Origin of the sequence: Winogradskyella psychrotolerans (genome assembly GCF_018860565.1) — a bacterium.
GTDB classification, from domain to species: domain Bacteria; phylum Bacteroidota; class Bacteroidia; order Flavobacteriales; family Flavobacteriaceae; genus Winogradskyella; species Winogradskyella damuponensis.
Genome location: NZ_JAHKPS010000022.1, coordinates 559,534 through 583,749 on the forward strand (window position 1 = coordinate 559,534; position 24,216 = coordinate 583,749).

A 24,216-nucleotide genomic window follows, 5' to 3' on the forward strand; every position below is an offset into this window, starting at 1 on the left:
TCGTATGAAAACAATATACTGGATATCTACAGGCATCATTTCTGCATTTCTATTGTTAAGTTCGTATTCTTACCTATTTAGTAAAAGTACTATTGATGGCATTAAAGCATTGGGTTTTCCTGACTATTTTAGGATAGAGTTGGCAGTACTAAAAAGTATAGCAGCCATTATATTAGTACTGCCATTTGTATCATCGCAGTTAAAAGAATGGACTTATGCTGGCGTTGGATTTTTCCTAGTAACGGCATTAGTTGCACATGTTAAGCATAAGGATTCCATCTTTATAATGTTATTGCTCTTTGTTTTAATGGGGATTTTAATAGTTTCAAATATTTATATGCATAAATATCTAAAATAAATACAATGGTAATAATGCATACAAAAATAACGGTTGAGCTATTCAAACGATATTAAATTTTATCCATTTATGGTCAGGGCCAAGTCTAAAAAATTAGTGCATAATATGTTATTCGAAAACCCATTATTTTTAATTCCATTTAGTAGTGGACTCATCTTTTGTATCGTAGGATGTTTTATGTACAAATTTCCACCAAAGTAGATCAATAGATTCTATGGGTATAGAACAGCAAGCTCTATGAAAAATCAACTGAGATGGGATTTTGCACAACTATATGCCTCTAAACAAATGATAAAGTACGGACTGCTACTTTCAGTGGTTGGACTCATAGGTTTGGTATATCAACCCACAGAAGGGATTTCTACAATTTTAGGTCTGGGTTTAATGATTGTAATGGTTATTCTATTGTTTTTTAGAGTCGAGAATAAGATAAAAGAAAGGTTTCAAGATACTGAATGAATGACATCACAATACATTTAAAGGCCATTTGAAGGCGTTTTAAAACGAAGATAGTTCTCTAATGCATGTGTTTTTTTTTTGATTGTAATAAATAAAACAGACAGACTTGTCTGTTTTTAAAAATAATTGATATATTTGCATCATGAAACATGCCGAAGTAAAACATAGAATTATAGAAACGGCCTCATTTTTATTTTATAAGAATGGGTATAATTCTACAGGTATTAATCAAATTATTGCCGAAGCAGGAATTGCTAAGGCAACATTATATAATCATTTTAAATCTAAAGAAGAAATTTGTCTGGCGTATCTTCAACACAAGAATATTAATTTTCTAAGTGATTTTGAAACGTTTACAATGTCTAAACCAAAGGGAAAAGAGCAAATCCTAGCAATATTCGATTTTCTTCAACTGTTTTATCAGGACAAAGATTTTAATGGGTGTTGGTGTATAAAAACGGTTTCAGAAATTCCCAAAGACAATGAGATCATTCGAAATGAAATTCAATCTCAAAAAAATGATTTTATTACACGTATCGCAACACTAATCACAAACAATTTAGAAGATATTAAAAGTGAAGAAGTAAATTCACTGGCAAGACAAATTTACTTACTCTACGAAAGTGCTGTTGGAGAAAGCCACCTACATCAAGAAGATTGGCCTATTGTTGAGTCTAAAAATTTGTGTAAAAAAATAATAGCTTAAAAAAAATTTGAACACACAAAGACAGACTTGTCTGTCTATAATTAATAATTAAATAAAAATGCAATCAAAGAATTTGAAAACAAAGTAGCCTTAGTTGTTGGCGGCACAAGTGGAATAGGTAATGCAACTGCAAATGCCTTATTAGAAGGAGGAGCAACAGTGCATGTTGTAGGTAGAAATACCGATAAAATTGCCGATGCACCAAATTTGGTTAAACACAAGGCAAACATCTCTAACACGACTGAAGTAGACGCTTTAATCGCAAAAATAGATGGTTTAGATAACTTAGATTATTTGGTAAACGCTTCAGGAATTTTCGGTCCTAAACCGTTTTTAGACCATACGATGGAAGATTATAATTCGTATTTAGATTTAAACAGAGGCTTCTTTTTTATCACGCAAAGTGCTGCTAAAAAGATGAAAGCAACTCAAGGTGGTGCTATCGTTAATGTAGGTTCTATGTGGGCAAAACAAGCTGTTAAAGCAACACCATCTACTGCCTATTCTATGCAAAAAGCAGGTTTACATTCGCTAACACAACATTTAGCGATGGAATTAGCAGAAGATAATATTCGTGTTAATGCCGTGTCGCCGGCTTTAGTAAATACACCTGTGTATCACGGTGTTTTTGGAGGTGAAGACGCAGCTAAAGAAGCATTAGTTGGCTTTAATGGGTTTCATCCTATAGGTCGTTTTGGTGAATCGGAAGATGTTGCCAATAGTATTGTATTCTTATTGTCAGACAAAGCGACTTGGGTAACAGGTGCGATTTGGGATACCGATGGTGGTGTTATGGCTGGTAGAAATTAAAAGCATACAACAATTACTAAGTCATAACCTATTTCTGTTTAGGTTATGACTTTTCTATTCTTCAAGTTTCAAAAGACTTTTGACGCATAAATCAGACAAAATATAAGATGAAGCAATTTGTAATAATTGTATTGGTATCATTAGCCTTGTTGGGCTGTGAGACTAAATCAGGCGACTCTAAAAAACAGTTCTTTTTACCACTAGCGACGACTTATAATTATGTAGCCATTGATAGTGTAAAACTGTTTTATAGAGAGGCAGGAGACAAAAATAACCCAACCATAGTTTTACTACATGGTTATCCCTCATCTTCACATTCGTATAGAAACCTTATTCCTATGTTGGCGACACATTATCATGTTGTAGCGCCAGACAATTTAGGGTCGGGTTACAGTACACATTTAGATCCCACAATGACGACTTACACTTTTGATCTATTGGCAGATTATACGCAGCAGTTGATTGATACGCTTCAAATTAAGAACTATGTGATGTACATGCAAGATTTTGGAGCTCCTGTGGGCTATCGCATGATGATGAAAAATCCAAAACGCATTCGAGCTTTAATTGTTCAGAATGCGAACATGTATTTAGACGGTTTAACGCCTCAACGACAAGATTTTTTTAGAACGGCACAAAGCGATACCTCACAAGCTGAGTATAATTTCTTATACAATCTTACAGGTAAGGACGGGATAATTAACAAGCAATACTTATTTGATTTAGACAGTACAAATATCAATATCCAAAGTCCGGATGCTTGGACACATGATTTGGCATTTCTAAAATCTGAAAGTGATAGAGAAATTCAGGTACAGCTCTTTCAAGATTATAATACCAATTTGATTCGCTATCCGAAATGGCAAACCATGTTAAGAGCACAGCAACCAAAAACCCTAATTGTTTGGGGAAAAAAGGATTTGAAATTTAACGCGGATGGTGCGAAGGCCTATTTAAGAGATTTGCCCAATGCGGAGTTACACTTATTGGATGCTGGGCATTTTGCTGCAGAAGAAAAAACAAGAGATATCGCAAAGCTGATTTTAGAATTTTTGTATAAGAATGCTATAGAATAACAATTTATAAAGGTCAGATATATTTCAAATAGATTTGACTTAAAGCTTAATTATTACGCAGAATTTGCGCAAAGGATGGTAGCGGCATCCTTTTTTGCCATTAAAAGCAAAAAAGATATAGCGGACAGCCTGGTTTATGCGCCCAAAAAAGTGCATATATAAGTCGTCTATGTGGCTATAACCAAAACATATACAGCCATTGTAAGGTTTGCCAAATATTTTGACTAATTTTGCAGTTGCACCAATAGAAAGGTGCTTCAAAAACGAATTGCAAAACAATTAAAAATAAATATTATGGCATTAGAAATAACAGATGCAAATTTTGAAGAGACAGTATTAAAAAGTGATAAACCAGTAGTAGTTGATTTTTGGGCTGCTTGGTGTGGACCTTGTCGTATGGTTGGACCAATCATTGATGAAATTAGCACAGAATACGAAGGTAAAGCTGTAGTTGGTAAAGTAGATGTTGATGCAAACCAAGAATTTGCTGCTAAGTATGGTGTTAGAAACATACCTACAGTATTGGTTTTTCAAGGAGGTGAAGTTGTTGGTCGCCAAGTTGGAGTTGCACCTAAAAAAGCTTATTCAGACGCTATCGACGCCCTTTTGTAATCGATACCAAATAAGATGTTTAATCCTAAAAATAGACCATATCATTTTTAGGATTAAACATTAAATTCTTTCTTCTTTTTAGTAGGGTTTTTTATAATTGATTTATTTTTATAAAAATTATTCTTAATCCTATACCATGATTTCTAAAATCACTCTGTTTAATATTTTATGTTTTCTGGCTTGTTGGTTTGGGAATGCTCAAATTGACTCAGTAGAAGCTATTCAAAATGCTCTAGATTCTGCCGTAGAAGGCTCTGTAATTACTATTGAAAATGGGACTTATAGTAATGGTGATTTTTCTATTGAAGCCAATGGGTCTTTTTCCAACCGTATAATTATACAAGCAGAAACACCAGGCGGAGTTATATTTGATAACTGCCGTATAAAAATGGGTGGTTCTTATATTACTTTAACAGGAATTATTTTTACAGGAACATACACGTTTAACCAATTTGGTGCCAATTCGTATGTAATTTCGTTTAAAAATGTTTCTGAATGTTCAAATTGTAAAGTTTCTCAGGTTAAAATAGATGATTATAATCCGCCATCAAATACCAGTGATTTCAGATGGATTAGAGTTTATGGCCAAGACAATGAAATTAGTTACAGCACTTTAATTAATAAAGACTGTTTGGGTTCTATGATTTTTAATCAAAGAACAACTGGTATTGAAGACCGGATGAAAATTCATCATAACTATTTTGCCTATAGAAATCAAGTGGGCCTAGCAGATGAATACAACGATGTGGATGTAATTAGAATTGGTGATAGTAGCCAGTCCTTATCCGATTCGTCGTCTGAAGTGTATGATAATTATTTTTACGAAGTTAAAGGTGGTGAACCCGAAATTATTGCCAATAAAAGTGGAAACAACCAGTATTTTAGAAACACCTTCGAAAATTATTTAGGTGCCTTATCTTTAAGACATGGTAATGGTTGTTCGGTTTATAATAATTTCTTTTTAAATGACGGTCAAACCGAATCTTATTTTAATGGCGGAATTCGTGTTATTGGCGAAGATCATCGTATTTATAACAATTACATACAAGGCACAAACGCTACCAAACAAAATTCATCGAGTAAAAGTGGAGCGCTTGGAGCTATAAACATTTCGGCTACACAGGCCAATAACGATCAGCTGAATGGTTATGGTCCAATTCATAATTTAATGGTGGTTAATAATACAATTGTAGATTGTGATCTAGGACTTCGTATAGGAGTAGATTCAGGAGGCTCTGGTCAAAATGTCGCACCAAATGATATTACCGTAGCAAATAATCTTATTGTAGATTGTGAGGTATATATTGAAACCGAAAGATCTGCAACTAATTCTGTTTTTGAAGGGAATATGTATAATTCAGGAACAGGAGATGCAATTGAAGGTTTTACAATTGGTTCGGGATTTTTAGATACCAATTTGAATGCGGATGGAGTATATCCAATTTTAGCATCAAGTTCTGCTATTAATGGATCTATAGGAACTTATGGTGAATCACTTTTTTTAGATGACGTTTTTGGAGGTATAAGATCTGGAGTTTACGATGTTGGTGCAGAAGAATATGGTGCTACAATAACGCATAGTCCTTATAAGCAAAGTGATGTAGGTGTAACAGTGGGTTTTGGTGCGTCTAATGGTCCACTTTTAATGGTTTCTGAATTTGAATACGATTTAAATCATCAAATTCGTGTGTTTCCTGTTCCAGTAGGAAAAGAAGAATTGACGATTACATCTTCTAAAATTGAAATAGGAGTTTTTCAAATATTTAATAGTTTAGGGCAAAAAGTGATGGTGCGTAATGCGGGTAATTCAAAAAATGTTACCGTAAATGTCGCCCACTTAAAACAAGGAGTGTATTTTGTCGTTCTAGAAGGGATTGGTACTATAAAATTTGTGAAGTATTAATTCAGAAAATGAAGCATGATATTTTAAATTAATTAAATGAATTTACAAGAAGAACTCAATAAAGCAGGCGGATTTAAAAACCTAGAGTTGTTAGCGAAGCAAGTTGTTGAAGGTTTTATTGCTGGAATGCATAAAAGTCCATTTCATGGGTTTTCTGCTGAGTTTGCGGAGCATAAAATTTACAATCCAGGTGAAAGCACTAAGCATATTGATTGGAAGCTCTATGCGAAAACAGACCGTTTATATACCAAGCGTTATGATGAGGAAACTAATTTGCGCTGTCATATTATTTTAGATAATAGTACGTCTATGCATTATCCAGAAACAGCAGGAACTAGTATAGATAATCTTAATAAGATTGCATTTTCAGCTTTAGCAAGTGCGTCTTTAATGCATATTCTAAAAAAGCAGCGTGATGCTGTTGGTTTGAGTATTTACAGTGATAACTACGATTTTTATGCTCCAGAAAAGGGGAGTGAGCGTCATCATCAAATGTTATTACATAAATTAAGTGACGCTGTAGTTTCTAAACCTGAGACTAAAACAACAGAAACATACAGATATTTGCATCAGATTGCCGAAAAAATTCATCGTCGTTCCTTAATTTTTGTGTTTACAGATATGTTTCAAACGTCAGAAGATGACGAAAAACTGTTTGAAGCATTACGACATTTAAAGCATAATAAGCATGAAGTAGTCTTATTTCATGTTTTTGATAAAGAAAAAGAACTGTCTTTTGATTTTGATAACAGGCCCAAACGATTTATCGATGTGGAGACTGGAGATCATATTAATTTGTATGCAGATAATATTAAATATACTTATGAAAAAGCTGTAAAAGAATACTTTACGGACTTGAAACTAAGGTGTGGTCAATACAGAATTAAGTATGTAGAAGCTGATATTAATGCTGGATTTGACAACATATTGACGACTTATATGATAGAGCGTCAAAAATTTATTTAAAATATTTTTTATTTTTTTAGTTTTTTGTTTGTCAAATTAAAAATGCGATGTATATTTGCCCTCGCAATTAAGCAACGGTCTGGTAGTTCAGCTGGTTAGAATGTCGCCCTGTCACGGCGAAGGTCGCGGGTTCGAGTCCCGTCCAGACCGCTAAAATTGCAAAAAGAAGCTTCAAGAAATTGAAGCTTTTTTTTAGCGATTAAAAGACGTTGTGTTGTTCCAAGAGAGATCTTGGAAGTAGTTTACCAAAGCAATTTGGTATTCCAATGAAAGGCTTTCCTTTTTTCTGAATAAGAAGATTGGGATGCTTTTTTGTTTTAGGCTATTTTAAATCTTTATCTTACAGTGCTAATTAGCCTACCTTTTATTAAAATCATTTGCTTGTCTTTAAACAGAACTTAAATGATAGTGAAACTATTGGCTTTGGCTATACTATTTCAGTAAATATCATGGCCATTTCTGCCTTTAAAACTGGTATAACGTAATTGTTATTAGTGCTTAAATATGTAATCTCCACCTTTTAGTGCTAATTTTAGTTTTGATGATGAGTGTTTATATACTGTGTAATGTACATGTCTCAAAATGTTATTGACAAACTCTTCTATTCTGATGCGTTAGTTTTTAGTTGAAATATAGTTTTTTTTAATATTAAAGTCGTGTTCTGATTTTCTCTTTCTTCGGTTATTTGTACTTGTATATTCTATTGTTTAAAATGTTGTTATAGTGCGTGATTTTGACTCAAGTTGGTTTTAAAAAACTATAAAATTTACTAAAACAAAATTTAAGTTTAGATATCAAGTTGTCAACAAGTTATAAACAGGAGTTGTGCATTTTGTCAGTTGAAATATGTATTTTATCGACAATTCATTAGGATGTATCAAAAATACGTTTATATTTGCAGTGCTGATTAAGTTTTTAAAACGCTTAAAAAGTGAAGTATTAATTCATTTTACTATAGGCATAATAATTGTCTAAAAAACGTCCCTCGTTTTAAGTTTTAGTATGATTTTAGGTTCCCCTAAAAATTGTTAATAATCCATTCCCTTCCCTCAGTGTAACGTTTTGCGTTGCTCAGTTTAATGTTGACTATTTTGTAAACCCTAAATTTATATATACATATGAAAACCCTAAAAATTACTATTGCCCTAGCCGCTGTATTATTATTAACTGTATCTGGAGTACAGTCTGAAGCTGTTGTAGCTAATAATGATGAGCCTACTTATAACACGCATGAGAACTATGATTTAATTGCGCACACAAAAAATAAAGTTAAGTTAAAGACTAACGGTTAAACCTTCGTCAAAAAAAATATATTAATAATTAGCCCTAATTACGATTAGGGCTTTTTGCCTTCCATATATTTAATATACCTTTGAGTAAATACTTATAATTAAATTGTTGAGGGCTTTATTTTTAATATTATTTTTATGTACAAAAATTTATGGTCAGAACTCTGGTCGTAATACGATAGCGATTCAGGTAGATTCACTTATAGAAGAATCTAAGAAGTCTAATTATTCGCAAGAGGAACGCATTGCTATCAGTCTTCAATCCGTTGAGATTGCTAAAACTTCAAAAATTGATTCTTTAGTATTAAAAGCAAATCGAAATCTATCTTTAAAATATTTTTATGCAGAAGATTATGATAAATACATCTCTGTAAATCAATTCAATTATAAATTAGCTAAAAAAATCAAAGACACTTCTGCTCTTGCTGTATCTGCAGGAAATTTGGCGAGTTACTATAACTATGTTAAAGTCTATGATAGTTCTTTTTTCTATTTTTCAAAATCTCTAAAATATTATTCGGCGTTAAAAAATTATAAGGAAGAAGCTTATTCTTTAATGAGTATTGCAGATTTACAGTATAATGAGAAAGATTATACCTCAAGTGAAACCAATGCCATTCGGGCTATAAAACTTTTGAATGAGTTACCAGAAAATGAAGATAATTTAGACGATTTATGGATCTTACATAATAGAATTGCTGGTATATTTTCGGAGCTTAATCAGTTTGATAAATCTATTCAATACCATGATAAGGCTATAAATATAGCTAACAAAATGAACGACGGTTTTCTTAATAGAGTTTTCTCTATTCATAATAAGGCATTCGTTTATAAGAAAATTGGAGATTACGATAAGGCTATTGAGTTGTATAGTAGTTTGTTGCCGTTGCGATCAAAGTATCATGAAGAAGATCCTACTTTTTATGCTTTAATTATGAGTAATCTTGGGCATACCCAACTGCTTAATGGCAATAGAAATTACTCCGAGCTTTCAAAAACTTTTCATGAAGCGCATGATTTAGCTGTACAGTATGATGATGATTTAATTAGGATTGCTGTAGATATTGATTTGTCTAAATTTTATCTCGAATTCGAGGAAAATGATTCAGCTTATATATATGCTGAGGAAGCTTATAACATATCCAAAAAGTTATATGCTAACAATTATACATTAGAAGCATTAATGCTGCTTTCAAAAATTAAAAAAGGCGAAGAAGGTAAACGTTATTTATATGAGTATATTAAGTTAAGCGATAGTTTAATAAATATAGAACGTAACGTTAGGAATAAATTCGCAAGAATAGAATATGAAACGGATCAGTTAGTTGCAGAAAACGAAAAAATTTCTAAAGAAAATTTATACTTACTTATCTTATCTATTGGTTTATTGGTAACGGCAATTTTAACTTATCTATTCGTTTCTCAACGTGCAAAAAATAGAAAATTAAAGCTTATACAGGTACAGCAAAAAGCAAATGAAGATATTTATAACTTAATGTTAGTGCAACAAGATAAAGTAGATGAAGCTAGAGCCAAGGAGAAAATAAGAGTATCAAAAGAATTGCACGATGGTGTATTGGGCGGACTCTTTGGTGTGCGCTTAAGTTTGGACAGTATTAATTTTAAAGAAGGAAAAGAAGCTATGATGACTAGGGCTAAATATATTAGTCAGCTTCAAACTGTTGAACAAGATATACGTAAAATATCTCACGAATTAAATACTGATTTTGTAGCTGGATCTGGGTTTATGGATATTCTGACTGAACTTATTGAAAACCAGGCTGAAGCTTATAACTTAGAACATCAATTTAATTATACGGATGATATTAGTTGGGATTTGGTGTCAAATAAAACCAAAATTAATATTTATAGAATCATTCAAGAGTCCATGCAAAATATCTATAAGCATGCTAATGCAAAAACGATAAAAATTAGTATTTCATTAGAAAAACACTTAATTTGCATAGATATTATCGATGATGGCAAAGGCTTTGATACTTCTAAAAGTAGAAAAGGTATTGGGTTAAAAAACATGAGATCTCGTGTTGAAGATATTGAAGGTGAGATTTCATTTTCGTCCCAGCCATACAATGGAACACAAGTTAATGTTCAGATTCCCTATATAAACCAATCAGCATGACCCGAGCGCAAAACGAATTTCAATATTTATTGCAATACGTTTAGTGTGAGAATAACATGTGACCAAAAAAAATAACCACATGAATCATATCAACATTTTAATGGTAGATGACCACCCAATTATTATTGAGGGCTATCAAAATGTGTTAATGGCAACAAAGCAAAATGATCAAACTTTACATATAGATACAGCGCATAATTGTGACGAAGCAGTTATTATGATAGAGCGTGCATCAAAAAAATACCCATATCATGTTTGTTTTTTTGATATCAGTTTACCTGGATCAGAAGATGGCCAATATGCCTCAGGTGAAGACTTGGCTTTACTGGCAAAAAAATTAATGCCTAGAGCTAAGATTGTCATTCTTACCATGTTTAATGAAACGTTTAGAATTCATAATATAATTAAAGAAATAAATCCAGACGGCTTTCTTATAAAAAGTGATTTAACATCTATGGAATTGGCAGATGGTTTTCAGCAAATATTAAAATCTCCACCTTATTATAGCAGTACGGTTAATAATTATTTGAAGAAAACAATTTCTAGTGATATTTATGTTGATGATATTAACCGAAAAATTCTGCATTTACTATCACAAGGTATTAAGACAAGAAGCTTAAATGAGTATGTAGATATTTCTACAAGTGCGATAGAAAAACGAAAAAAACAACTTAAACTTTTGTTTTCTGTAGAAGATGGAAAAGACGAAACATTACTAAAAGAAGCTCGAGAAAAAGGGTTTTTATAGAAAAATGATAAAAATAGCGCTTGTTTTAGGTAAATAAAAACGCTTGCAACTACTGTTAATTAAAGGAACTACGGTTTTTCCACAGTAAGTTTGCGGTTTTTCCGCAACAAAAAGTAAAACCACTAACTTATATTTACACCATCAGCAAGAATTAATTAATCCCTCGTTAAGTAATTGTTGAATTAATAGCAAGAATTGAAACCTAGTCACATAGTATGCGGCTAGGTTTTTTTCTTATATAATGTTTTTAAGATTTAATACCAACTTGTGTTGTGTTCCGATAATTTGACAATAAAAAAGCCTAAATAAATTACAGCCACAATAAATTTTAAAAAAGTAGATGCTATAAATCCTAAGAACGATCCAAAAGCAGCTTTTAAGGCTTTGTTGAAATCATTTCTATGTATCATTTCTCCAATAAGCGCACCTATAAAAGGACCAATGATAATCCCAAATGGAATAGGAGAAAATAAGCCAATAATTAAACCTAAAGTGGTGCCAATCATTCCAGCTTTACTACCACCAAAACGTTTGGTGCCAATGGCAGGAATAATATAATCTAGTATATAAATAAAAACGGCAAATACTAGAGTGACAATTAAAAAGGTTGTACTTAATTCTATACCATCTGTAAAATGAAGCACTAAAAGACCAACCCAACTGGTTAGTGGTCCGGGTAAAACAGGAAGAAAACTACCTAGAATACCTAAAATCATTAAAAGTAGTGCTAAGAGCACTAAAAAAATTTCCATATATATAATTTGAATTCATCTATACGTCGCAATAAGCAGAACAAAGTTACATTTGTGAACTAAAAAATTAGTTTAAACTAATTTTTTAGTTATATTAGCAGTGTGATTTAGAAAAAATCAAAGAGCATATCCTGAATTTATTTTAGGATCTGAGAATAATTATAACAGTCAGAGGCTTATAAAAACAAAATTATTTTATGAGGTTCTAAATAAAGTTAAGAATACAATGAAGCAGTTAACAAAAGCAGAAGAGGAAATTATGCAAGCTTTATGGCAGCTTAAAAAAGCCAATGTAAAATCTATAATTGAAATTTTACCAGAGCCTAAGCCTGCATATAATACGGTGTCTACAATCGTAAGAATTTTAGAAAGTAAAGGTTTTGTAAACTATGAGAAAAAAGGAAAAGGACATGTTTACTTTCCTATAGTTGCCAAGGAATCTTACAGTAATCAGTCCATCAATAAATTGGTAGATAATTATTTTCAAGGCTCTTTTAAGAGTATGGTGTCGTTTTTTGTTCAGAAAAATGATGTGGATATAAAGGACATAGAAACCTTATTGGATGAAATCAATAAAAAGAACTAATTATGTTGTATTCTATTCTTCAAATTATTGCGTTTCAAGCCTTATTTTTATTGATTTATGATTTGTTTTTAAAGCGCGAAACCTTCTTTAATTACAATAGAGCGTATTTAATAATTACGTCCATACTTTCATTTGTGTTACCATTTCTAAAATTTCCAGAATTGAAAACTATGGCAACGAAAGATTTTGTAATTCACTTGCCAGAAGTATTTATAGGAGTAAAAGCACCTACGGTTTACGACATTCAAACGGCAGAACTAGCTGGTATTATTTTAGAGGAACCAGAAACTCCACTTTGGCAAATAATTGCAGTAGTAGGCATTGTGATAGCATCATTGATTTTTCTAGCTAAAATCACCAAATTATATTGGTTAAAACATAAAAATCCTAAACGTTGGAAAGGTAATATCCTTATTGTTAAGCTCATAAAAAGTAGTGCGGCATTTTCGTTTTTCAACACCATATTTTTAGGAGAACAAATCTCAGAATCAGAAAAACCAACCATTTATGAGCATGAGTTGGTTCATATTAAAGAATTTCACACCGTAGATTTATTATTTTTTGAAGTGTTAAGAATAGTGTTTTGGTTCAATCCTTTAGTCTACATCTATCAAAATAGAATCAAAGAATTACACGAATATATTGCCGATGCCAAAGCGGTAAAACAAAGTGGTAAGGCAGATTATTATACAAGTTTACTCAATCAGGTTTTAGATGTTAATCAGGTGTCTTTTACCAATACATTTTTTAATAAATCATTAATCAAAAAACGAATCACTATGTTACAAAAATCAAAATCAAAACAGCTTAACCTCATAAAATACGCCTTGTTAATTCCTATGGTATTTGGGATGTTAATTTATACGTCTACAGAAGTTAGAGCGCAGCAAAATAAAGAGCAAAATGAACAAGTTGTTGATCAGGAAATTACTGATGAAGCCTTGATTGTTAAATATTACAATGAGTTGGTTGCCATGAAAAAAGCCGGAGCTGATTTTAATGAGCTTTTTGAATATGCAGGATTTAGTGAGAATAGTTTAGAAAAGTATCTGCTGTCTAAAGAAGAGTTTTTAAAAATGCATGCTTTTAGATTGTATATATCGGATAGTTATGTTCAAAAAAAATCAGAAAATGGAACACTCAATGAGGATGATCTCGATTATTCTGAATTTATGAAAGAAAGCAGGTATAAAAACTATGCAGAATATAAAACGTACAAAAATACAAAAGCAGCAAAAGAACATTGGGAGTTAAATACTCAAGATGGTATTCTTAAATTATTTGTAGAAGATTTAGCAAATAAAACAAAAGAAGAAGAAGTTAGGTTTAATGACTTGCTAAAGCAGTTAGAAAGTGATTCATATTTTAAAAAACTTGTAGTTACAGACGGTATACAGACGTTTGCAATAGATTCTTACACCTCAAACCAAACTACAGAAACAGTTATTGAGATTGATGAAAACATAGAAGTTCCTTTTTCAGTTATAGAAGAAACGCCAACGACATTTGAATGTAAAGATTTAGAATCTAATAAAGAACGAAAAGACTGTTTTAGTAACTTTGTAAACAAGCATATCGGTAAAAACTTTAATACAGCTATAGGTGATAATTTAAGTCCAGGAAAAAAACGAATCTTTGTACAATTTAAAATTGATACCGATGGGACTGTTAAAGACATAAAAGCAAGAGGGCCAAGTCCAGAATTAGAGATAGAGGCCAAACGTGTTATTAGTACCTTGCCTCCGTTTATTCCAGGTAAACAAAAAGGTGACGTTGTGGTTGTGCCTTTTTCTATTCCTATTGTTTTTCAGATTCATGGAGATTCTAAAAACGTAATAGATTTTAAAAAAGATAGTTTACAAGTGCTAGAAAGCATAAGGAAACGCGCTGTAGAGCGTTTAAACGATAAAGAAAATGTGCCTTTTAGTGTCGTTGAAATAGCACCAGCTCACTCGAGTTGCGTAGATCGGTCTTCAGAGGCAGACAAAAGAGCATGTACGGTGAGTACTATTAATTCATTTGTAAATAAAAATTTTAATCTCAATTTAGCGCAATCATTGGGATTGTCTTCTGGTAAAAAACGAATCCTTGTGCAATTTACAATAGATAAAAATGGGGATGCTAAAACTATTAGAGCTAGAGGGCCACATCCTAAATTAGAAGAAGAAGCCGTTAGAGTTATAAAATTATTACCACAATTTATACCTGGGCAACAAAATGGTGAACTTGTAAATGTGCCGTTTTCTTTACCAATTGAATATCAAATTCACGGATCTAAAAAATAATAATTTTAATTGCGTATGAAACTATTTTTTGGGCTATTAACGGTTGTGTTTACCTTAAATTTAAATGCACAAAACGCTAAGGCGAAAGCAGATCATCTCTATAATAATGGCAACTTTTCTAAAGCTATAGAGGTTTATAAATCTTTAGATAATTTAGAGGAGGTTTACGATGATATTGCAAAAGCCTATATGGCCATAGGGAATTATGGAGAAGCTCTAAATAATTATGAAAAAGCAATACAAGTAAATGCAGATGACCTTTTGTTGCAGTATGAATACGCAAAATTGTTAGCAAGAACAAAACAATATAAAGACGCTAATCAGCGATTTTCAAACTTAATTGCATCCGATAGTTTAAACCCTAATTACTATTATGAATTAGGTGTGGTTTTAGAAAAGCAAAAAGACACTACGGCATTACGGCAGTTTCAAAAAACATTTAAGCTGGATGCAACACATCAAAAAGCTATTTTTAAAATAGCCAAACATCATTTAATAAAACGAAATTTTATAGAGGCACATCGTTATATAGATAAAGGATTAGAAAGTTATAAAAACAATATAGAGTTGATCAGTTTAAAAGCCCAAACCTATTACCATCAAGACTATTATACCCATGCTGTTGTTTGGTTTAATAAATTGTTGGATTTAGGCGAAAAATCTGAGTTCATACATGAAAAGCTAAGCTTGAGTTACGCGCAAAATTCAGATTACGAAGACGCCATTTATCACAGGAAGCAAGCCTTAAAATATAACCCAAACGATGCTAGTGCAGTATTTGTTATTGGTACGTATTACGAGAGATTAAGTGATTTTGAAAAAGCAGAAGCGTATATTTCTAAAGCCATAAAACTTCAAGATCGATCGTTAGCAGACGAGTATCAACGATTGGGAACACTTTATAATCGACAGAAAAAGTATGACCAAGCTATTAAAGCCTTTCAGAAATCGTTAAAAGAAGATCCTTCCAATATCATGGCCGAGTTTTATATCCTTAGAACTAAAGATGAATATTATGCTGATATAGATAGTAAAATTAAGCTGTATGAGCAATTTATTGAGAAGCAGAAAAAAAGTCCATTTATAAGCTATGCAGAAGGTCGACTCAAAGAATTAAAGCAAGAAAAATTTTTAGAAGAAGAAGAATAATTCCTCATAAAAAATGAAATCAACGCATAGAGCTAAGGCTTCAATCTAAAAGCGAAGTTGTCTAGCCGATTTTTGAATAAAATATCGTACTTTTCGCTATTAGAATACTAGTAATGAATCGAATTGTTTGTCTTTTAATCTTGCTTTTTGCAACCTCTTGCAATTATTTTGAAAAGAAGAAAGTTTATCCTGAAGATTTGCTTGAGGAAGAACTGCAAACCTTTAATTGGAATGAAGTAGATACTTACCCAACGTTTACTGATTGTGAATACATGACTTCTAAAGAGGATAGTAAAATGTGTTTTCAAAACACATTGATTACTAGTGTTAATCAGTTTTTAGAAGCTCAAAATTTAGTGGTTTCTAATGATGTTAATGATACTATTACACTTAAAATTAAGATTGATAATTTGGGATTATTAGAAATAGAATCCATTAATATTCAGCCAGAAACTATACAGGAAATCCCAGAAATAGATAGTCTGCTAAGACAAAGTTTACAACATGTTCCAAAAATATTTCCTGCAATAAAAAGGGGACAACAAGTGACTACGGCGTTTGAATTACCAGTAATAGTAAGGATTGATTAAAACGTTATTAGGTCTATTTTAGCCTAACGAAGTATTTTTTGTCAAACTGTCAAACAGGCTATTAAAATAGCGCGACAAAAGAATCGTATTATTACAAATTAAATTTATAACCTACAGCAATATCGGTTGAAAAATTACCTTGATTGTCTAAAAAAATAGCGAATAATTCTCCATAAGTAATTGTAATATAACCACTAGAGCCAACTTTAATGTCAGATCCTATTCCAAAAATGAAAGGAATATCAAACGACGTCTCACTTTGGCTTTCTTGTTTTCCGCTAGCATCTTGAAAAGAAGAACTGGCAATATTTACAGTCGCTAATTTTACTTGACCATAAATAGAAAATGTAGGTTTGTTTATAATTCTATAACGATACCCTAATGCAGCTTCGTTTGTGCTATAGTTAAAATCTTCATCATCAAATGTATGACGCCCTTGAATAAATCCAGAATGACGCTGAGAAGAATTAGCTTCAAAAATTTCTAATTCTCCACCAATGAGCAGTACTTTTGTGTTTTCAGGATTATTAACAAAAGGACTGTTCGTCAATCCGCCAAAAACACCTAATCTAAAGCCTACTTTTCGAGATGTTGCTACTGAGGTATAAGTTGAGTCTGCAGACATATTATAAGTGTTAATAAAAGCTTTAAGGTCGTAAAGTGTAAATTTTAGCTTATCTGTTGCTGTGCCATTTGTAAGATTACTTAGTGTGGTTTTGTATTCTTCAAGGAAATTTCGTTTGCTTTCTTTTGTGTTCTTTAATTCGGTAATAGTACCATTTTCAGATTTAACAAAATAACGATAGTTGCCGTCATCACTCGTCCAAAGTAAATCTAATGTTCCATCTACTTCTGTTTTAAGCTCAAGCGTTTCTCCATTAATTGTATAGTTTTCTTGACTATAATTAAATTGAAAAGTCAAAAACAAAAGCATTGATAATAGTATGTTTTTCATTTGAAGTTTGGAGTTGGTTTAAGTAAAGCTACCTAATTTTTTTTAAAAGAGCACTATTTCTTAACGCTTCTGCCTTTCCAATGATAAGATTTAAAGAATGATAGGAATGCAATATAGACACTAAAGAAGGGATAAATGAGACTAGAAAACATATAAGAAAGTAATAGGTTTTCTTGTTTAAAAAAGCGTGCTGCTTTAAATAATAGTAAGAAGTCAATGCTAAATTTAATCACAAATAAAGCTATGGCTATTTTAGGAGTTATATAATTAAGAAAAGCAGCCGGCATAAGTAATAAACAGGTCAAGTTCCCCAATAAAACAATTAAGCCAACACATTTTGCAAACCAATTATTGTAATTACTTGTTTTTGAAGCCCAACGTAAACGTTGCTGTATTAATTGGTCTATATTTTTTACAGGATGAGTTGTTACAATTGCCTTCTTAGATTTTAAATAGTACACCTTTTTAGGCGTTTTTTTCCATATTTTTTCAAGTATAAATATATCGTCTCCACTTGATATGGTATCGTTACCTTGAAAACCGTTAACAGAAATAAATTCAGATTTTAGGTAAGCAAAATTAGCACCATTACACATTAATGGTTTTTGAATACCAAAGCCACCAATAGTAGCGCCTTGCAAACTCAAAATGTCTAAAGTTTGAAAGCGATTAAAAAATGAGGTCTTACCATTATAGGTTACTGGAGCAACAATGCAGTTGGGTTGATTAATTTGAATACATTCATCAAACGTGTCAAGCCAATACTTTGGTAAAACACAATCTGCGTCGGTCGTAATTATCCAATGGTGTTTAGATTGTTTAATGGCAGAGGTTATGGCATCTTTTTTTGGTGAATTAGAGGTTCTTTCATTTTTAATTATCCGAATAGCGCTAGCTATAGTCTTCTTTTGTTTATTTAAGGTTTTGAGAATTTTTTCAATAATTAAAACCGAATCATCTTCAGAATCGTCATCTACTAAAATAACTTCAAAGAACCCGTTGGGATAATTTAATTTTGTTATTGAATTTAGTAATCTTGGAAGGTTTTCGGCTTCATTCCGAAAAGGAATTACAACAGAAAATTTTGTTTTAGGAGGTAAATCTTGTAGCTTAAAGTCTTCAATTTTATCAAAACCATAAATAAGTATACCTATAACAAAGAGGTATATAATTATTGTGATAATGGCTAATAGCGCAATCATTATTCTACAGGTTTTGGCAGTTTAAAATTTAATACATAATAACTTCCAAATATACTCGGAATTACAAAATTAAATAGCCACATAAGGGTTGTAATTGAAAGAATGGTGAGTTCGTTGACTTCAAGATAACCAAATAAAAAGACCGCAATGCTACCTTTAATAATCACATCAAAAATTGAAATAGATGGTATAATAGATGCTAAAAAATACATACTTGTAATTACAACCATTGCTTTGGTGTAAGCAACATCAATACCAAAAACAGTTAATAAATAGTATAACTGAAATGAAAATATAAGATATCTAATAGAGGATAAGCAAAGGGTTATAGCATGTGTTTTTAAGGTTATTGATTTTATAAAATCGATTACAGCTACAAGTGAATAGCCTTTAATTTTAAAGCGTTTTTGTTTTACTCCTAAAGTTATAAGAGAGCCTAGTATTATAAGTATTGCCACAAACCTCACCACATTATAATAATTAACATCAATCTGATAGTGGCTCACAAATAGTATACAACCCATAAGACCAAAGATGGTCGTTACTATCATTTGTGTCATATTACCCAAGAGGTTAAGTAATACAATTCTAGTTCTAAGGTTTTTTGTAAAGTACATTGCTTTTGCACCATAGTCTCCAATGCGATTTGGTGTAATTAGCGATGCTGTATGGCCTCCTAAACTTTGTTCTAATGCAGCTTTAAATGAAATGTGTTTTATTGTTTTGACTAAATTTTGCCATTTTAAAATTTCAAAAAACCAATTAAAACTACTTAAAAGAATTAAAAAACTAATGTTTTTAAGTGAAAATGAATCATTTTTCTTTAAAAATGCAATAAATTCATTGAGTTGTAAATTCTCATTTTCAGAAAGTTTAGAATAGATAAAATAAAATGCACTAAAGACAATACTCAATTTAATAAGTACAAACAAGAATTGTTTAGTTTTGTAAGGCGCATTAGAGTACATATTACAAATAAAACCAAAAACTTACAGATGCAACATTATTTTAAACATTACCTTTTCTTTTTTATTGTCGTTTTTATAAGCTTTAAGAGTCAGGCACAATTTAAAGATACAGCCAAGTGGAAAGCACTTTTTGCAGTGGGTGTTAATTACCCAACAACCGATGGTTTTGTGAAAGGCTCTTATGCTAAATCCGTAAATTTTCCAACGATAAATTTAGGACTTCAGCATATGTTAACTAAACGCTATGGTGTAAAATTAGATTACGGATTTAATCGGTTCTCTAATGATGATAGTACGCCAGAATTTAAAATCAACTATTCACGTATTAATGCACAATTTGTATATGATCCTACAGAATATTTTACTTTTTTGCCAATGCGATTACGCACAGTTGCACATGCAGGACCAGGTATAGCAATGGTAAAACCGTTAGGTACATTGCGCGATAATAAACAGACGTATTTAAATCTTAATGCAGGATTAGAAGTGCATTATGCCATAAACGAAAAAGTAGCTATTTACGCAGATATGGCTTATTTATACGGAGTAACGTCTTTAGATGATTACAATCCGGTGTTAAGTGGTTTGGGAGCTTTTAATGGAAGCGTTTTTAACCTTACCTTTGGCTTGGCAGTTTCATTAAGTGGTTGCCAGTATTGCGATTAATTATATGAGCAAAGAAAAAATTATTTTAGGCATAGATCCAGGTACAACAATTATGGGCTTTGGACTCATAAAAATTGTAGGTAAAAAAATGGAATTTCTGCAACTTAATGAACTGATGCTCAAAAAGTATGACGACCATTATTTAAAACTCAAACTTATTTTTGAACGTACGGTAGAACTCATAGATACCTATCATCCCGATGAAATAGCAATTGAAGCTCCATTCTTTGGTAAAAATGTACAAAGTATGCTCAAATTAGGTCGTGCACAAGGTGTTGCTATGGCAGCAGGCTTATCTCGCGAAGTGCCGATTACAGAATATGCTCCTAAAAAAATTAAAATGGCGATTACCGGAAATGGAAATGCCAGTAAAGAGCAAGTCGCTAAAATGTTGCAAAGTATGTTAGGGCTTAAAACAATTCCTAAGAATTTAGATTCTATGGATGGTTTGGCTGCCGCCGTTTGCCACTTTTATAACGAAGGACGTGTTGAGGTAGGTAAAAGTTATTCGGGTTGGTCTGCTTTTGTGAAGCAGAATGAAGGTCGAGTTAAAAAATAAGCCAATTGCAATCGGATTATTCCGTTAAAAACAGAACATGAGAATCATCATTTTACTTGTTGTATTACTTCAATCTTTAGTAGGATTCAGTCAAGGGCAAGTTGAAATGAATGATATTGCTCATGAAAACTATTATCAATCTCAAAAATTAAAAGATTCATTAGTTATTGAATTGAAGCTTATAAATAGTGAGGATTCTACATTTATAACAGCTTTTAAAACTTCAGAAAAACTTTGGGAAACTTTTGTTGAAGGCCAGTTTCAATTGAAATTTCCAGAATATGAATCTTGGGAAACGAGACGAGAAATTTATGGCAGTCAGTTTGATATGCTCTATTATAATTTTTTGAAATTGTACAGCGATTTAAGGATTTCAACCTTATATGACTTGTTTGAAGAATAAGATAAAATTTGAATGTAATTGATTTTTAAAATCTGATTGAATACTAAAAATTAAAATGAGCGGCATCTACATCCACATACCATTCTGCAAGCAAGCGTGTCATTATTGCGATTTTCATTTTTCCACTTCATTAAAGAAGAAAGATGATCTTGTTAATGCTTTTGCCAAAGAATTAGAACTCAGAAAAGACGAATTTAAAAACACTACAGTCGAAACCATTTATTTTGGAGGAGGAACACCTAGTATATTGACGAATGACGAATTACAATTTTTGATTGATTCGGTTTATAAAAATTATAACGTTACTGAAAATCCAGAAATTACGCTTGAAGCGAATCCAGATGATTTGTCTAAGGATCGCATCATTGCATTGTCTAAAAGTCCAATCAACCGACTTTCAATTGGCATTCAATCCTTTTTTGAATCCGATTTAAAGCTCATGAATCGTGCTCATAATGCAGAAGAAGCGAAAACTTGTTTAGAAGAAGCTACAAAATATTTTGAAAATATTTCCCTTGATCTCATTTACGGCATTCCAGGAGCCTCAAACGTGCAATGGTTGGCAAATATAGAAATGGCTTTAAGTTTTGGAGTACCTCATATTTCAAGCTATGCATTAACCGTTGAGCCTAAAACGGCTTTGGCGTCTTTTATTAAAAAAGGCATTATAGATAATGTGGATGACGAGCAAGCGCATGAACAATTTCATATGTTGAAAGAGAAACTAGAAGCTTCAGGTTTTGTACATTATGAATTATCTAACTTCGGAAAAGACGGGTATTTTAGTAAAAACAATTCGGCCTATTGGCAAGGGAAATCTTATCTCGGAATTGGACCGTCGGCACATTCGTTTAATGGAAAACAACGTGGATGGAATGTGAAAAATAATTCTAAATACATAAACGCTATAGCACAACATGAGTTGCCCATTGAGATTGAAACGTTAACACAAACCGATCAGTACAATGAATATATAATGACAGGTTTGCGTACTATTTGGGGAGTTTCATTTCGTAAAGTAGAAGAAGACTTTGGTCTTGTTTTTAAAGATTACTTAATTGAGCAATCAGAAGTTTTTATAAATCAACAATTATTGTATATTGATGATGGACATTTACGCGTCACAAAAAAAGGACAGTTTTTGTGTGATGGTATTGCCAGCGAATTATTTAAAATCAATTAAGCGTGTTAGCAACAATACAATTCAAATCGAAAAAAAGAACTATAGATTTATCACAACCTTTAGATATTTCAATACCTCTAACAGGAAAACCTAATAATGTAAATGCATGGTATTTAGATCCTCCTAAAATTGAACCTGAAATTATAGATGGTGAAATTGTAAGTGTGGCTAATGGCGCTGTGGTAAATTTTAATACCATTACTTTTAATCCGCATTCGCATGGTACACATACAGAAACTGTGGGTCATATTACAGAAAAAGTCTATTCTATAAACCAACATTTAAAACAGTTTTTCTTTTTAGCGGAAGTGGTAACGGTTGCTCCAGAAAAGCAAGGCGACGATTATGTGATTTCTAGAAAACAATTACAGTTTGCCTTAGGCAATAAAAAACGCGAAGCCATTGTGATTAGAACCATGCCCAATACACGTGATAAATTCACCAAACAATATTCTAATACCAACCCAACGTATTTGTTAGAAGATGCCGCAGAGTATCTAAAAAACAAAGGAGTAAAACATCTTCTTATTGATTTGCCTAGTGTAGACAAAGAGCAAGATGGAGGCGAACTCTTAGCGCACAATGCGTTTTGGAATACTAAGGGGAAATTACGATTAGATGCTACAATTACAGAATTTATTTATGTGTCTAATAAAATATCAGATGGTTGTTATATGCTTAATCTTCAAATTGCACCATTTGAGAATGATGCGAGCCCGAGTAAACCTATTTTATATAAAGTTATAGACTAATATACATGTGACATTAGCCTTAAGCTGGTGTCATATATTTAAAGACGCATGGAAACATTTTTTATAATCATTATTAGCATTTTAGTGACTTTAGGTTTAGTAACCATATATAAACAATGGAAGACTAAAAAAATCACTAATGAACAGTCCATTTTAATATTAGACAAAATAAAACGCGTCTGTAAATTTGTTACCGTTGAAGGTGATTTTGCAGAGATCTATCATTATGAAGATGTAAAAGAAAAGTTCTTAAAATTAATTTCTAGTCGAAAAAAAGCTTTAGTCGTCATTAATGCTAAAGCGCATGTTGGCTTCGATTTGGGTAAAGTACAAATGTCTTCAAACGCTAAAACAAAAACAGTTCATTTAACACATTTTCCACAGCCAGAAGTACTATCTATTGAGAGCAATATAAATTATTATGATAAGCGAGATGGTATGTTTAATAAGTTTGAAGCTGCCGATTTAACGGAGTTACAGACTAGAGCTAAAACGCATATTATGGAAAAAATTCCAGAAAGTGGTTTGTATAATATCGCAAAACAAGAGGCTTTAGAAGCCATTCATCTTATTGAAAATTTAGTAGAGACTATTGGTTGGAAATTAGATTATACGGCATTAAAAATTGAAGGTGGAGACGACAATAAACTATTGAAATGAATATAGAAGACTACAGAAATTATTGCCTAAATAAAAAAGCAGTCACCGAACATTTTCCTTTTGATGAAGATACCCTTGTGTTTAAAGTTTTAGGAAAGATGTTTGCTTTAGCATCTCTAAAGCGTTGGGAAAATGGGGAAGCCTTTATAAACTTAAAATGTGATCCCGAATACGCTCAAGAATTAAGAGCAGAATACGACAGTATAAAACCAGGTTACCACATGCACAAACAACAATGGAATAGCGTCTATGTGCATTCTGGAGAGCTCTCGGTCCAACTTATTAAGGAATTAATAGACCATTCCTATGATATGGTAGTGAAAGGACTACCAAAGAAATTGAGAGAAAGACTGTAAAGGTGGCCTTTCCATTCGTCGACACTTATCTACCATCCGTCTACACTAAATGGCCCTCAACCGAATTATAAAATGCAATCTCG

26 protein-coding genes and 1 tRNA gene are annotated in these 24,216 nt (G+C 32.0%); 23 read left to right on the forward strand and 4 right to left on the reverse strand.

All coding sequences use genetic code 11. The features are described from left to right. The first annotated feature begins 4 nt into the window (after positions 1-4). From KO504_RS11390 to KO504_RS11445, 12 genes are all read left to right on the forward strand, one after another. Complete coding sequence (locus KO504_RS11390) at positions 5-358, forward strand: DoxX family protein (protein WP_215926952.1); 354 nt, start codon at positions 5-7, stop codon at positions 356-358. 201 nt (positions 359-559) lie between these two features. Next, positions 560-817 (forward strand): SdpI family protein, encoded by a 258-nt coding sequence (locus KO504_RS17355; protein ID WP_354667397.1) that lies wholly within the window; start codon positions 560-562, stop codon positions 815-817. Positions 818-959: 142 nt separating this feature from the next. Then, positions 960-1,523 carry a TetR/AcrR family transcriptional regulator gene (locus tag KO504_RS11400; protein ID WP_215926954.1) on the forward strand — a complete coding sequence of 188 codons (564 nt, stop codon included), beginning with the start codon at positions 960-962 and terminating at the stop codon, positions 1,521-1,523. A 63-nt stretch (positions 1,524-1,586) separates the two neighbouring features. Then, positions 1,587-2,333, forward strand: coding sequence for an SDR family NAD(P)-dependent oxidoreductase (locus tag KO504_RS11405; protein ID WP_215927431.1), 747 nt, complete (start codon positions 1,587-1,589; stop codon positions 2,331-2,333). Positions 2,334-2,440: 107 nt separating this feature from the next. Beyond that, complete coding sequence (locus KO504_RS11410; RefSeq protein ID WP_215926956.1) at positions 2,441-3,409, forward strand: alpha/beta fold hydrolase; 969 nt, start codon at positions 2,441-2,443, stop codon at positions 3,407-3,409. A gap of 294 nt (positions 3,410-3,703) precedes the next feature. Further along, entirely contained in the window at positions 3,704-4,021 is a 318-nt protein-coding gene (gene trxA / locus KO504_RS11415; RefSeq protein WP_020898224.1) for a thioredoxin, read from the forward strand. 136 nt (positions 4,022-4,157) lie between these two features. After that, positions 4,158-5,924, forward strand: a complete 1,767-nt coding sequence (locus tag KO504_RS11420; protein ID WP_215926958.1) for a chondroitinase-B domain-containing protein — start codon at positions 4,158-4,160, stop codon at positions 5,922-5,924. 36 nt (positions 5,925-5,960) lie between these two features. After that, positions 5,961-6,890 (forward strand): DUF58 domain-containing protein, encoded by a 930-nt coding sequence (locus KO504_RS11425; protein ID WP_215926960.1) that lies wholly within the window; start codon positions 5,961-5,963, stop codon positions 6,888-6,890. Positions 6,891-6,966: 76 nt separating this feature from the next. Continuing rightward, positions 6,967-7,040 (forward strand) — tRNA-Asp (locus tag KO504_RS11430). A 968-nt stretch (positions 7,041-8,008) separates the two neighbouring features. After that, entirely contained in the window at positions 8,009-8,182 is a 174-nt protein-coding gene (locus KO504_RS11435) for a hypothetical protein (protein ID WP_215926961.1), read from the forward strand. Positions 8,183-8,288: 106 nt separating this feature from the next. Next, complete coding sequence (locus KO504_RS11440; RefSeq protein ID WP_215926963.1) at positions 8,289-10,319, forward strand: tetratricopeptide repeat-containing sensor histidine kinase; 2,031 nt, start codon at positions 8,289-8,291, stop codon at positions 10,317-10,319. A 79-nt stretch (positions 10,320-10,398) separates the two neighbouring features. Next, on the forward strand, positions 10,399-11,067 hold the full coding sequence (locus KO504_RS11445) for a response regulator (RefSeq protein WP_215926965.1): 669 nt from the start codon (positions 10,399-10,401) through the stop codon (positions 11,065-11,067). A gap of 254 nt (positions 11,068-11,321) precedes the next feature. On the opposite strand, the gene KO504_RS11450 is transcribed toward KO504_RS11445, so the two are convergent. Further along, positions 11,322-11,819, reverse strand: a complete 498-nt coding sequence (locus KO504_RS11450) for a DUF456 domain-containing protein (RefSeq protein ID WP_215926967.1) — start codon at positions 11,817-11,819, stop codon at positions 11,322-11,324. Positions 11,820-12,045: 226 nt separating this feature from the next. Between KO504_RS11450 and KO504_RS11455 the strand changes: the two genes are divergently transcribed. The 4 genes from KO504_RS11455 (at position 12,046) to KO504_RS11470 (ending at position 16,429) form a co-directional block, all read left to right on the forward strand. Continuing rightward, on the forward strand, positions 12,046-12,405 hold the full coding sequence (locus KO504_RS11455; RefSeq protein WP_215926969.1) for a BlaI/MecI/CopY family transcriptional regulator: 360 nt from the start codon (positions 12,046-12,048) through the stop codon (positions 12,403-12,405). Between the two features lie 2 nt (positions 12,406-12,407). Beyond that, positions 12,408-14,690 (forward strand): M56 family metallopeptidase, encoded by a 2,283-nt coding sequence (locus KO504_RS11460; RefSeq protein WP_215926971.1) that lies wholly within the window; start codon positions 12,408-12,410, stop codon positions 14,688-14,690. A gap of 15 nt (positions 14,691-14,705) precedes the next feature. After that, entirely contained in the window at positions 14,706-15,839 is a 1,134-nt protein-coding gene (locus KO504_RS11465; protein WP_215926973.1) for a tetratricopeptide repeat protein, read from the forward strand. Positions 15,840-15,952: 113 nt separating this feature from the next. Continuing rightward, positions 15,953-16,429, forward strand: coding sequence for a hypothetical protein (locus KO504_RS11470; RefSeq protein WP_215926975.1), 477 nt, complete (start codon positions 15,953-15,955; stop codon positions 16,427-16,429). Positions 16,430-16,520: 91 nt separating this feature from the next. Here the strand turns inward: KO504_RS11470 and KO504_RS11475 are convergent, their stop codons facing one another. The 3 genes from KO504_RS11475 to KO504_RS11485 are packed head-to-tail and all read right to left on the reverse strand — an operon-like array spanning position 16,521 to position 19,518. Then, a complete protein-coding gene (locus KO504_RS11475; protein WP_215926977.1) occupies positions 16,521-17,384 on the reverse strand; it encodes a hypothetical protein in 864 nt (287 codons plus the stop codon). A gap of 53 nt (positions 17,385-17,437) precedes the next feature. Further along, positions 17,438-18,586: a glycosyltransferase gene (locus KO504_RS11480; RefSeq protein WP_215926979.1), complete on the reverse strand. Its 1,149-nt coding sequence runs from the start codon at positions 18,584-18,586 to the stop codon at positions 17,438-17,440. Next, positions 18,586-19,518: a lysylphosphatidylglycerol synthase domain-containing protein gene (locus KO504_RS11485; protein WP_252723672.1), complete on the reverse strand. Its 933-nt coding sequence runs from the start codon at positions 19,516-19,518 to the stop codon at positions 18,586-18,588. The genes KO504_RS11480 and KO504_RS11485 overlap by 1 nt, the downstream gene beginning before the upstream one ends. Before the next feature lie 63 nt (positions 19,519-19,581). Between KO504_RS11485 and KO504_RS11490 the strand changes: the two genes are divergently transcribed. From KO504_RS11490 to KO504_RS11520, 7 genes are read left to right on the forward strand one after another with little or no spacing between them, the layout of a single operon-like run. Then, positions 19,582-20,220, forward strand: a complete 639-nt coding sequence (locus KO504_RS11490) for an outer membrane beta-barrel protein (RefSeq protein ID WP_215926983.1) — start codon at positions 19,582-19,584, stop codon at positions 20,218-20,220. A 4-nt stretch (positions 20,221-20,224) separates the two neighbouring features. After that, positions 20,225-20,779, forward strand: a complete 555-nt coding sequence (ruvC, locus tag KO504_RS11495; protein ID WP_115808405.1) for a crossover junction endodeoxyribonuclease RuvC — start codon at positions 20,225-20,227, stop codon at positions 20,777-20,779. Between the two features lie 37 nt (positions 20,780-20,816). After that, a complete protein-coding gene (locus KO504_RS11500) occupies positions 20,817-21,182 on the forward strand; it encodes a hypothetical protein (protein ID WP_215926985.1) in 366 nt (121 codons plus the stop codon). Between the two features lie 55 nt (positions 21,183-21,237). Then, positions 21,238-22,365, forward strand: a complete 1,128-nt coding sequence (gene hemW / locus KO504_RS11505; RefSeq protein ID WP_215926987.1) for a radical SAM family heme chaperone HemW — start codon at positions 21,238-21,240, stop codon at positions 22,363-22,365. A 2-nt stretch (positions 22,366-22,367) separates the two neighbouring features. After that, a complete protein-coding gene (locus tag KO504_RS11510; RefSeq protein ID WP_215926988.1) occupies positions 22,368-23,117 on the forward strand; it encodes a cyclase family protein in 750 nt (249 codons plus the stop codon). Between the two features lie 48 nt (positions 23,118-23,165). Continuing rightward, entirely contained in the window at positions 23,166-23,777 is a 612-nt protein-coding gene (locus tag KO504_RS11515; RefSeq protein WP_215926990.1) for a DUF4230 domain-containing protein, read from the forward strand. Continuing rightward, complete coding sequence (locus KO504_RS11520; protein ID WP_215926992.1) at positions 23,774-24,133, forward strand: MmcQ/YjbR family DNA-binding protein; 360 nt, start codon at positions 23,774-23,776, stop codon at positions 24,131-24,133. Before KO504_RS11515 ends, KO504_RS11520 begins: the two co-directional genes overlap by 4 nt. Positions 24,134-24,216: the final 83 nt, after the last annotated feature.